Annotated in this window: 9 protein-coding genes and 4 pseudogenes; 7 read left to right on the forward strand and 6 right to left on the reverse strand. The window is 66.6% G+C overall.

What is annotated here, in order from left to right; all coding sequences use genetic code 11:
• Positions 1-82: 82 nt before the first annotated feature.
• Complete coding sequence (locus ADL25_RS37710) at positions 83-652, reverse strand: DinB family protein (protein WP_059132434.1); 570 nt, start codon at positions 650-652, stop codon at positions 83-85.
• A gap of 931 nt (positions 653-1,583) precedes the next feature.
• On the opposite strand from ADL25_RS37710, the pseudogene ADL25_RS37720 reads away from it, so the two are divergent.
• From ADL25_RS37720 to ADL25_RS37730, 3 genes and pseudogenes are all read left to right on the forward strand, one after another.
• A pseudogene (locus ADL25_RS37720) lies at positions 1,584-2,612 on the forward strand (IS256 family transposase); the annotation flags it as partial.
• 296 nt (positions 2,613-2,908) lie between these two features.
• Positions 2,909-3,907, forward strand: a complete 999-nt coding sequence (locus ADL25_RS37725) for an IS110 family transposase (RefSeq protein ID WP_234381200.1) — start codon at positions 2,909-2,911, stop codon at positions 3,905-3,907.
• 18 nt (positions 3,908-3,925) lie between these two features.
• Positions 3,926-4,156 (forward strand): annotated as a pseudogene (locus tag ADL25_RS37730) (transposase); the annotation flags it as partial.
• A gap of 186 nt (positions 4,157-4,342) precedes the next feature.
• Here ADL25_RS37730 and ADL25_RS37735 read toward each other — a convergent pair.
• Positions 4,343-5,089: an SDR family oxidoreductase gene (locus tag ADL25_RS37735; protein WP_059132438.1), complete on the reverse strand. Its 747-nt coding sequence runs from the start codon at positions 5,087-5,089 to the stop codon at positions 4,343-4,345.
• A gap of 99 nt (positions 5,090-5,188) precedes the next feature.
• Between ADL25_RS37735 and ADL25_RS37740 the strand changes: the two genes are divergently transcribed.
• On the forward strand, positions 5,189-6,091 hold the full coding sequence (locus ADL25_RS37740) for a LysR family transcriptional regulator (protein WP_059132439.1): 903 nt from the start codon (positions 5,189-5,191) through the stop codon (positions 6,089-6,091).
• Between the two features lie 47 nt (positions 6,092-6,138).
• Here the strand turns inward: ADL25_RS37740 and ADL25_RS51105 are convergent.
• Positions 6,139-6,249: pseudogene (locus tag ADL25_RS51105) on the reverse strand (IS630 family transposase); the annotation flags it as partial.
• 405 nt (positions 6,250-6,654) lie between these two features.
• On the opposite strand from ADL25_RS51105, the gene ADL25_RS49405 reads away from it, so the two are divergent.
• Positions 6,655-6,882: a hypothetical protein gene (locus ADL25_RS49405; RefSeq protein WP_159045093.1), complete on the forward strand. Its 228-nt coding sequence runs from the start codon at positions 6,655-6,657 to the stop codon at positions 6,880-6,882.
• 77 nt (positions 6,883-6,959) lie between these two features.
• Here the strand turns inward: ADL25_RS49405 and ADL25_RS48590 are convergent, their stop codons facing one another.
• The 3 genes and pseudogenes from ADL25_RS48590 to ADL25_RS37755 all read right to left on the reverse strand — a co-directional run bounded on the left by ADL25_RS48590 (position 6,960) and on the right by ADL25_RS37755 (position 9,703).
• Positions 6,960-7,742 carry a dienelactone hydrolase family protein gene (locus ADL25_RS48590; RefSeq protein ID WP_159045094.1) on the reverse strand — a complete coding sequence of 261 codons (783 nt, stop codon included), beginning with the start codon at positions 7,740-7,742 and terminating at the stop codon, positions 6,960-6,962.
• A 179-nt stretch (positions 7,743-7,921) separates the two neighbouring features.
• Positions 7,922-8,046: pseudogene (locus ADL25_RS52000) on the reverse strand (transposase); the annotation flags it as partial.
• A 508-nt stretch (positions 8,047-8,554) separates the two neighbouring features.
• Positions 8,555-9,703 carry a hypothetical protein gene (locus tag ADL25_RS37755; RefSeq protein WP_059132442.1) on the reverse strand — a complete coding sequence of 383 codons (1,149 nt, stop codon included), beginning with the start codon at positions 9,701-9,703 and terminating at the stop codon, positions 8,555-8,557.
• Positions 9,704-10,168: 465 nt separating this feature from the next.
• Between ADL25_RS37755 and ADL25_RS37760 the strand changes: the two genes are divergently transcribed.
• Both ADL25_RS37760 and ADL25_RS37765 read left to right on the forward strand, forming a co-directional pair.
• Positions 10,169-10,543 carry a YybH family protein gene (locus tag ADL25_RS37760; protein WP_059132443.1) on the forward strand — a complete coding sequence of 125 codons (375 nt, stop codon included), beginning with the start codon at positions 10,169-10,171 and terminating at the stop codon, positions 10,541-10,543.
• A 112-nt stretch (positions 10,544-10,655) separates the two neighbouring features.
• On the forward strand, positions 10,656-10,985 hold the full coding sequence (locus tag ADL25_RS37765) for a hypothetical protein (protein WP_159045095.1): 330 nt from the start codon (positions 10,656-10,658) through the stop codon (positions 10,983-10,985).
• Positions 10,986-11,078: the final 93 nt, after the last annotated feature.

An 11,078-nucleotide genomic window follows, 5' to 3' on the forward strand; every position in this document is an offset into this window, starting at 1 on the left:
TCATGGGGCACGGTGTTTACGGAGGTCACAGGACGTATTGCCCCTGACCGTGCGAGGGCGAAACGCCCTACCGCGCCGTTGGCTAACCCATGGTCTTGGCGCCGTCGAGGGACTCGCGGATGATGTCGGCGTGGCCGGCGTGCTGGGCGGTCTCGGCGATGACGTGCATCAGCACCCGGCGGGCCGACCATCGCGCGCCCGACTCGAACCACGGGGCCTTCGGCAGCGGTTGTGTGGCGTCCAGGTCGGGCAGGGTGACGACCAGCTCGTCGGTCCGACGGGCTACCTCGGCGTAGTCGGCGAGCACGCCGGCCAGCGTCTCGCCGGGCAGCATCCGGAACTCGTCGGCCCGTCGGGTCCAGTCGGCCTCGGTCATGGTGGTGAAGTCGCCCATCGCCGACGGCCCGTCCAAGATGAACTGCACCCAGCTCCTCTCGACCGCAGCGACATGCTTGATCAGGCCGCCCAAGCAGAGCTGGCTGGCGGTGGTCCGGCGCCCGGCCTGCTCGTCGGTGAGGTCGCGGGTGGTGAAACGCAGGAATTGCCGATGCTTGGCCAGTACCTCCAGCAAGTCGGCGCGCTCGCCGGTGACGGTTGGCGCATCGGCCGGGTCGTGGGTGGCCAGTTCGTTGACAGTCACGGTCTCGCTCATGGTCGCTGCCTTCCGTGGTTCGTGTTCCGCCGGGCAAGGAGGACGCTAGAGGTCATAGAGGTCAGTTCTTGACCTAAAGGAGGGAAGGGGCGAGATTTCCGTGATCGACTCCCCGCTCACTTCACGGAACGCATCAGGCCGGGTCTCCTGAGAAAGAGACCGGGCCAGACCTGGTGTTTCACTGTGGGGTGGCGGGATTTGAACCCACGACCTCTTCGTCCCGAACGAACTTCGCTGGGCAGTTGACCTCGCGCTGGTATGTCTCTCACCTGTTGACGACGGCCCGCAGACGTCCGCGGTTGTTCGCCGCTGTTCGTCGGTGTTGTCACGCAGTTAGACACTCATCCGGGATGCGATCCGGCGCTTAGCTGATGCGGGCATAGCCCGTTGGCTTGGCCGGACCGAGGGAGAATCCGTCCTCGTTGCCCTCAGCAATCTTGCTCGTCTGAGCGGGCCTGGCTGGCATGCTGTGCGGACTCATCTGGGCCGAGGCGGACGGTCATTCATGAGCTATGACCTACAGTGGGCAAATTTGCCGGTCGCTGTGGCGGAAGCGCGGAGCCGTTGGGAGTCCTGCACCGAGCGCGGTCTGCCCTGTGATCACGTCCCGAGCTGCGAGGAGTCCTACCTCTCGCTCGCGGAACCGTTTCAGTTCCATCTCAACATCGCGGGGATGGCGGTGTGCCGGGACGGGATGCGCCGCGCGGCCACGACCTATCAGGCGGAGCATCAGCCCTTCCCCGCCTGGCCGTTCAAGGACATCGAGGACTGGCAGTCTGCGGACCAGGCCGGAGGGAGGTTACGTCCAGGGAAGTGGTGTACGGGTTCGACCTGATCCGGGGGTTTGCTCCGGCATCGGGATGGTGCCCGCAATAGATGAACGGCCACCGGCTGATCTTCGAGATGTCGAGTCACGAAGGAGATCAGCACGATGACCGCACCTGACAGTCTGCCCCTGCACGCCCTGGCGGAGGACAACCTCGCCGCGGCGAGTCCCGATCTGCTGCGCGCGATGGTCAAGACGTTCGCCGACACGCTCATGTCCGCGGAGGCCGATGCCCTCTGCAACGCCGAATACGGGCAGGTCAGCGACGAGCGAGTCAACCACCGTAACGGCTATCGCCCGCGCGAGTGGGACACGAGGGCAGGCACGATCGAACTCGCCGTTCCCAAGCTCCGCACGGGCAGCTACTTCCCGCACTGGCTCCTCGAACGGCGCCGCCGGGCCGAGCAGGCCCTCATCAGTGTGGTCGCCACTGCCTACCTGCTGGGCGTGTCCACCCGCCGGGTCGAAAAGCTCGCCGAGTCCCTCGGTGTGACGCAGTTGTCGAAGTCCCAGGTGAGCGCGATGGCCAAGCACCTCGACGAGCAGGTGACCGCGTTCCGCGACCGGCCGCTGGACGCGGGTCCGTACGCGTTCGTCTGGGTCGATGCGCTGACCCAGAAGGTCCGCGAGGGCGGGCGCATCACAGGCGTCCACGCGCTGATTGCGGTAGGTGTCAACGCCGACGGCCACCGCGAGATCCTCGGTCTGGACGTGGCCACGGCCGAGGACGGCGCCGGCTGGCTCGCGTTCCTGCGCTCGCTGATCGCCCGCGGCCTGTCCGGCGTCCAGCTCGTCGTCTCCGACGCCCACGCCGGCCTGGTCGATGCGATCGGCGCGGTGTTGCCCGGCGCCTGCTGGCAGCGTTGCCGAACCCATTACGCGAGGAACCTGCTCAGCCAGGTCCCCAAGTCGGCCCAGCCCTGGGTGGCCACACTGCTGCGAACCGTCTTCGAACAGCCCGACACCGACGCAGTGCAGGCCCAGATGCGGCACGTCCTGGACGCGCTGGAAGGCAAGTTCCCCAAAGCCGCGGCCCACTTGGACGCCGCTCAGCACGACCTGCTCGCCTTCACCGCCTTCCCCCGGGAGATCTGGCGGCAGATCTGGTCGAACTGTGAGGATGCTCGAGTGTCGTTCCTGCGTCGTGGTCTGGCCCGTGGTCTAACTGGCTTGCGATGCCTATGGATTGATCTGCCGACTGCGAGGCGGGAGCGACACCCGCGCTTCCGCCCAGACGGTCGTGTCTCGATAGGGGCTTCGCTTTCATGGTGCCATCACAGTTCTGACCGGCTGTTCGGGCGGAAGATTTCAGATCTCCGAACCGATCAAGGACCTCCGTGGCTGTCACCAGTACATTGCCAAGCACCAACTACCCGCTGCCCGTCGCGCCTGAGCTCATCCTGGGCGTGGATACCCACAAGGACATCCACGTGGCAGCCCTGATCACTAGCACCGGGATCCCGCTCGGTCATGAGGTCTTCCCCGCGGACTCGGTGGGCTACCGCCGCCTGACCGCCTGGGTTCGCTCACACGGGCCGGTGAACCACGCCGGTGTGGAGTGCACAGGCTCCTACGGCGCAGGCCTGACGCGTCATCTGCGAGACGAAGGCATCACCGTTACGGAGGTCAATCAACCCGACAAAGCCGCGCGCCGTCGCCACGGCAAGAGCGATCCAGTCGACGCGGAAGCCGCCGCTCGTGCTGTTCTCAGCGGTCGGGCGACGGCGATCCCCAAGTCTGCAGACGGCCCCGCGGAGGACCTGCGCGCCTACAAGATCGCCAAGGATTCCGCAGTCAAGGCACGCACCCAGACGATCAACCAGCTCAAGGCCGTCCTCGTCACCGCCCCCAGCGAACTGCGCGAGCGGTTATCGCCGCTCAGCAACCCCAGGCTCATCGCCGCCTGCGCCGACCTGAAGGATTCGCCATCCTCGGGAGCCATCGTCTACACCCTGCGGCTCCTGGCCCGCCGAATCCAGAACCTCACCGCTGAGGTCCGCGATCTCACTGGACGCATGACCGCCACGCTCCGGTCGCACACGCCAAAGCTGCTGGAGATCCAGGGGGTCGGACCGGACAGTGCGGCTGCCCTGCTGGTGGCCGCAGGCGACAACCCGGAACGCTTCTCCAGCGAGGCATCATTCGCAGCTCTCTGCGGCGTCAGCCCGGTCGAGAGGTCCTCGGGGAAGACCCACCGCCGGCGACTCAATCGCGGAGGCGACCGACAGGCCAACGCAGCGCTCTATCGGATCACGCAAAGCCGCCTTCGATGGGACCCACGCACCCAGGCCTACCTCGAACGTCGCACTCGTGACGGCAGGAGCCGCCGCGAGACAATCCGCTGCCTCAAGCGATACATCGCTCGCGAGATCTACCGCCACCTTCAATCAACCGTCGCACTCAACACAGCTGGACTGGCAGCGATTTGACATACCATAGGGGGCATCAACCCGCAGGAGAGGCTGAACAAGGAGATCCGCCGCCGCACCGACGTGGTCGGCATCTTCCCCGACCGCACCGCCCTGATCCGCCTGGTCGGCGCGGTCCTGGCCGAGCAGAACGACGAGTGGACCGAGGCCCGCCGCTACATGGGCCGCGAGCTCCTCGCCAAGACCCGCCTCCACCCGATCGAGTCAGAAACCGACGACACTGCCCTGCCCACCGAACTCACCGCATAGCCTCAAAACCGAGATCACCAGTGGCCGTCGATACACCACTCCCGCGGACGTGACCGCGATGAGGGCGCCCACGACTGACCCCCACTGCTCTCCCATGCAAGACATCCTGCACGGTTGCGCGGGTACCTCGTATGGCGGGTGCTCAACCGCGCCCTGACGCCCCGACGAACCTATGCGTCCGAGCACCTAGAGTTGCGAAGCCCCTCCGTCGACAGGCAACTCCGTTCCCGTCGAGAAGGTCGCATCGAATGCCAAGTACGCCACCGCGGCGGCCACTTCCTCGGATGTCCCCAGCCGCTGCATCGGGTTGGTGCTCCGGTAGGTGTCCTTCGTCGCCTCGACGACGTCGGCGGGCAGCATGGAGCGGTCCAGGATGCCCGAGTCGACCGGGCCGGGGCTCACGGCATTGACGCGCACCTTGCGCGGAAGCAGCTCGCGGGCCAGGGTGCGCGTCATCGACCGCAGGGCTGCTTTGCTCGCCGAGTAGACACTGAGCGCGTCGAGGCCCAGGACGTTCACCACCGACGTGGTGAGGACCACGCCGCTTCCCTCGCGCAACAGCGGCGCCAATGCCTGCACTGTGAAGTACGGGCCCTTGGCGTTGATGTCGAACAGCTCGTCGTACATCTCCTCCGTCGTCGAGTCGAACGGCGCGGATGCGGTGACGCCGGCGTTGACGAACAGAGCGTCCACCGCGCCGAACCGCTCCTGGACCGTGCCGGCCAGCGCCTTGATGTCTTTGAGGGACGCGGCGTCGCTACGGATGGCGATCGCTTTGTTCCCCAACTGCTCCAACGCGGCGTCCAGGGTGGATCTGGTGCGTCCGGTGATCAGTACGTGCGCCCCGCCGTCCGCGAACAACCGGGCCGTAGTCAGGCCAATACCGCTGCTTCCGCCCGTGATCACGATCTTCTTGCCGTCATAAGTGGTCATGCCCTCCAGTCAAATATCCACCCGCACACCATGTCCAAGACCTGTTCCGTATGCCGTCATGTCCCAGGCGTATGGCGGCGCGCGACGTACCCTGGGCGGATGGACGTTGATCTGCGGCTGGTGCGCTATTTCACGGTCGTGGCGGAGTACGGCAACTTCGGCCGGGCCGCCACCAGTCTGCACCTGGCGCAGCCGTCGTTGAGCCGCCAGATCCAGCGACTGGAGGCTCAGCTCGGTGTCCGGCTTTTTGACCGCTCGCGGCAGGGCAGCAGCCTCACCGACGCCGGCCAGGCCTTCCTTCCCAGGGCCCGGATGCTGCTCCAGGAGGCCGAGCAAGCCGCTCACACGGCCAGAGCCGCCGTCCAGCCCCGTACCATCACCGTCGGCTACGCCGAAGGACTGATCATCACCGCCTGTGTGCAGGAACTGCGCCGCCGGCACCCCGACGGCCAGGTCCGCACCCGGCACCTCGACTGGCGGGACACGCGCGCTCTCGCCGAGGGGCGGGTCGACGCCCTCGTCGCGTACAGGCCCCTGCCCTTGCCCACGGACGGCTTCCGGGTGACCAAGCTCCATGAGGAGTCGCGGGTGCTCGTCACGTCGGTGAGTCATCCTCTGGCGAACGAGGCAGCAGTCAGCCTGCGGGCTCTGTCGGACGAGGAACTGGTGGCCTGCGTCAGCACTCCGGTTGTCTGGAGCACGCCCAAGCCGGTCGGCGACCGCCCGGCACCACCTCAGCCCGCGATCGACGACAGCTACGAGGACAAGCTGGAGCTCGTCGCCACCGGCCACTGTGTCGCGATCTTCCCTGCCGGCGATCGACGCGCTGCTGTGCGCGAGGACATCGCCCTGGTGCCCGTCATCGACATCGATCCCTGCGAGGTCGTGCTCGTCACGCGCGCTGACGACCCCAACCCGCTGCTCGGATCACTGGAAGACGTCGCACGTATATTGCTCGGCACAGCCTCCCGACGGGAGAACTACGAACTGCCGGTCAACTGACCCCCTTGCCTCTGCGAGGTGTTCCATAGGGCTGTCGCCGCGCTGCCCTTGTCGGCCTGGACCAACTGGACGATCAACGGTTCCCGGTTCCCGCCAGCGGAGGCCAGCAGCATCATCGCGCGCCGATAGCGAACCGAACTGGTAGTGCCCCGACGCACGCTAACCCCTCGAAAAGGTCAGTAGCTGGGCGCAGTAGCTTCAGGGCCAGCTCTGCGGGGCACAACGCAGGTGCCTCCCTCATGGCGGGGAGACCCCCACGTGCGTGGGGAGGACATCATGCAACAGGCGCTCGTATGCGTCGGCGCGGAGCGACCCCCGCGTGTGCGGGGAGGACACTCGGTGTCGTCCTGCGACGCCGGATCCATGGGAGCGACCCCCGCGTGTGCGGGGAGGACCCTCGGTGACCTCCGGAGCAGGTGCCCGTACACAGCGGATTCTACATACGTTCGGAGACCGGTAGGGGAGCGCATCCTCATACTGATCCTAAGAGCGCTGCGACCTCGGGCAGAGACCTTTGTCGCGAGCCTGGGTGTTGGACCACCCGCCGGAGTGGTCTGCGCCGCGTGCACGGCGAGGACGCTGCCGGACGGCTGACGCGGGAATCGACGAACCGGCACAAAGCCTGGGGCGAATCGGTAATGTCGTTCAAGGGAACTGCAGGAAAGCGGAGTTCGGGCGAACGAATGCCGGCGGAGATCGTGACAGCCGCTGCAGGTGTCATCGGCAAGGCGATGTCCAAGCCCGCGACGGACGCAGCGCTGCGCAAGGAAGCGGTCATTCGGGCACATTGAAGGCGGTGCGTCTGGAACCCAAGGTGCCCCCGCAGGACTTGACGCGTTGGCAACGTGAGGTGTCTGCTATCGCCGACTCACCGACCGACGTGAGATGCCAGGTAGCGGGACACAAAATCGCGCCAGAAGGCTATGGCAACGGGCTTTGTTTCGGCGTGGGGACCGGCGTAGCTGACAAGATGCTTGTCCTGCGACCCTAGTGCGTCGAAGAGGGCCAACTGGCCGTCCCTGGGGAAGATCTCGTCGTGCCATTGAACGTGAAACAGGGCTGGAGCGGTGATCCGTCGGGCGTCCATCACGGTGCGTTTCGGCGCTTCCAGGCCCTTGTGCAGGGCTGGTCCTTGCCGGAGGCCGAACTTGCCGAGGACTACGCAGCGGAGTTGGTCGCCCAGGCCGGCCGCCAGGGGGATGCCGAACCGTGTTCCCATGGACATTCCCAGGTAGGCGACGCTGTCAGTGTCCGCGATGCCCAAGGCCCCGAGGGCGCTCACAGTGGCCTTCCAGTCGTCCGCCATTCGATCGAGGACGACGTCGATCCCCTCTTCGGCGATGCGGGCCTGATACTCCGCGGCCGGGATGGGGCCTGGGACTCGATCGCCGTGGTAGGGCCCGTCGATCGCCAGTGCGGCAAGGCCAGCATGGGACGCGAACCAGCAAGCCAGACTACCGATGCGCTCGCTTCTCTTGTGCCCGCTGCCCCCGTGCCCCAGCAGGACCAGTGGAGGAGGTGACGAGATAGGCGATGGCGATAACCAGAGCACCCCAGGAACGACGCCAGCATCTCGGGCCAAACTAAATCCCTGTTCAACGACACCACCGTTCACGATGCCGCGGTCGGTCCACTCGATTACCTCGTCCACGTTGCCATCCAACCAGGAGCACGTCATAACCGGCGGGCGACTGGGGTGCCGGTACGGCCCGCTGTTGCCCAGCGTCGCTCGCCTTCATTCGCTACCGCTCACTGACCAAATGAGATGATTTCTTACGAGTTAGTGCGTGATAGCGGATGAGGTGTATCTGGCCTGGTCGTGGCCTGTTTTCAGGCGGTGACGGTGTGGTCGGAGACGAGGCCGGCGATGGCGCGGTGGGTGTCAGGCAGGCGGTCGCGTCGGTGTGGGTCCAGCGGGCTAGTTGCTTCCAGCGTTTGTGGTCAGCCAGGGCGTGCGGCTCGCAAGCGATCACGCCGGACCGAGGCGAGGGCAGAAGCGTAGCTCTCCCCGGTCTCCGCCTGACGGCGTCTGGCCTCATTGGCACGTGCCTGGTTGGAAGGGCGCATTACGTGTCTCCCGCGCCGGCCTCGTGACCCGACGCCGGCTGAAGCGGAAGCAGGTGGCCACAGGCGATTACACAGAGCGTATCTCGGCCGTCCCAGCAAAGCCGGTCACGGGCCGCCCGTCGCACAGCGACCCGCTCCCTTCAACGAACAGCGTGGATGAAAGGTACGGTTGCGCAGCGGTCCCGGCCGGGGTCCGAGGCCTGTAGTTCTGCGTGGCCCACTGGGCGTGCAGGCGCTGTCCCTTCACGTGCATCTGCGCGAACTGCTTGCCTACTCCGTAGGCGGACGGCTGCGACGTGCTAGCCGTCCCATCCGTCGTACGCCGTGCTGAACCGCCGACAAGCCCCCTGGGGAGCGACGCCGGGAGAGAAGCGGCGAGTGCCCGTCCGGGTGGAGTCAGATGAGCCGGTCGTGGTCGCGGGCAGGGGCTTCACGGACGAGCTGGGCGAAGCGCTCGCGGCTGCGTGTCTGGTGTTGTTCCTCCTGCTTATCGCCCCATTCCTCGGCGTCCTCGGAGGCGGGAGCCTCGCCGAAACCGGCGTACTCGCTGTGGAGGAGCCAGCAGCCGTAGATGCCCGTGAGGAGGTCTTCGAGGAGGTCGCGCGCGGGGCGCGACGGGTCGAGCGGTGTGAGGCGCAGGGCGACGTCGGTTAGGTCGGGCTCATCGTCGCCGGTGTACTCGGCGACTGTTTCCTCCAGGTCGTCGAGTTGCTCGCGCAGGGCGGCCGGGTCAGGGAGCACGCCGTCGGCGATGTGCATGGCGTGGCGGACGAGACCGGTGACAGCGTCGCGCGGGCTGGCGCCGTCATCGATGAGCTCGAGGACGAGAGTGGGGGTCGCGTGGGGGAGGGCCTCGATGTCGTCGGCTTCGAGGACCACGCGGGTGCGGTCTTGTCCGGAAGATGCGGCGGCGACTTCGGCTGCTGCGGCGAGCCAGTGGGCCGCCGCGACGGCGGCCGCGGTCGGGTCGATGACGGAGAAGAGTTCGGTGGGGCCGAAGGGGTCGACCTGGAGGAAGTGGTCGGCGGCGGCGACCTGGGCGGGTGAGGCATCCTCGCGGCTGAGGAGAACAGCCTGCTGGGCGCGGCCGCTCATGTCGCCGAGTTCGGCGCTCTCTACGGCAGCGAGTTCGGCAGCGGCTTCGGCAAGAACTGCCTTCACGAGCTGTGGGACATCCAGGCGGTGCAGGGCGCGTCCGACACGGTGGGCAGATTCGAGGATATGGCTGTAGGAGACGATCACCGTGCCACCGCTGGGCAGATGCGGTTGGGTGATCGCGTCGACGACCTCGCTGAAACGCTTCCGTTCATGTTCGCGGCGCCAGCCCTCGCTATTGGGCTCCAGCGAGCCGGCGGCACTGGCGGGGTGCGTATAGGTGCGCCATGCGGCATCGGAGAGCTGAGTGAGGGCACGGGCCAAGCCAAGGAGCAGGGAGGTACCGGAGCCAGCTGGAAGAGCGGCGATGCGGGTGGAGAGCTCGCCCTCGCCGGTTCCCCAAGCCGCTATCAGCTCGTGCCGGTCGAGATCGACGCAGTAGCGGGTCATGATGCTGCGCCTCCGCAGACATGCGATGAACGGTCCTGTGACGAGCCCATCCTGACAGGTTGCCGGGTTTGCGGTGGACGACTGGCCGTCTAGCGCATCGCGCGGTTCGCAGGGTGCCTGTTGGAACATCTCCGACAGCGCAGGGGAACATCTGAGGCCTGACCAGCCTGTCCCTGTTGCGGGGGAGCCAACGCAGCTGACAGGGGCTCTGCTCCTTCGCCCAGCGCCTGGGGCTGTCCTGCCTTCAGGCGCGCGCCGGGCCTGGTCCGGGCACTCGTGCCAGGGCGCCCCCTGGAGGGCGCAGCTGCCGGGGGGGTGGCGGGACTGGACGGAGGCCACCTCGGCGCCCTGGTCCGCGCGGGCGCCGCGTTCGAGAACGGCGTCCTCGTCGAGCGAGAACAGGCCACGTCAGCCTGACAGCGCCTGCTACTTGTCACGTCGCCAAAGGGAGAGAAGGACCGGTCAATGCCTGAACCCACTCCACCGCGCACCGAGTTCATCCGCGCCTACGAGAAGGCGACCAACAGTCACGACATCGCCCAGCTCATCCCGCTGATCGCTCCCGAGGCCGTCTACTGGTTCTCCGACGGATCGCACCGCGGCCGCGAAGCCGTCCTCTCCGCCATCACCGAGACCTTCGCCACCATCCGCGACGAGATCTACCAGATCGACGATCTGGAGTGGATCGCCCACAGCGATCACCACGCGGTATGCCGCTACCGGTTCACCTGGACCGGAACCATCGACGGCCAGCCGCGATCAGGAAGCGGCCGCGGCACCAACGTGCTCGTCAACAACGCCGGAGCCTGGCAGATGCTTCACGAACACCTCAGCGCATAACCAGGCGGCAGCACCAATTCACGGGAATGACAATTGCTCCTCCCGTTTCTGTGGCCTGACTCAGTCCCGTAAGTCTGCTCTCCCAGGTGTTGGAGTGCGGAAAGGGGATCTCTTGGAGGAGAACGAAGCACGGAGACGCGCGGAGGAGTTCGGCCGGACCCTGACCGACCACTGGGAGGAGTGGACCTTCGATATTGGCCTGTGGGCGACTCCAGCTGTCACGGGCATCTATGGTTTCACCTGGTATCCCACCGTGAAGGACGAAGAGGGGCGCCAGATCCGGGTCGGGGGAAACTGGCCCATCCTCGTCGACCAGGACACCGGGGCATGCCGGCTCGTGCGCGGGCCGAAGGAGATGGCTGCGCTCAGAGGCTCGTCAGCCGTCCGCACCGGGGGTCTGTGTAACGCCACTGCTCGTCGGGTGCCCCGCCCCGAGCGCTAGTGCCGCCTCAGGCAACGTTTGCCCTGTCGATGACGGCTTGTAGGTGCTGGTCGTCGGCATGGCGGTTTCGCCAGATGATGTAGCGGCGGATCA

The organism is Streptomyces sp. NRRL F-5122 (assembly GCF_001507435.1).
Taxonomy (GTDB): Bacteria; Actinomycetota; Actinomycetes; order Streptomycetales; family Streptomycetaceae; genus Streptomyces; species Streptomyces lannensis.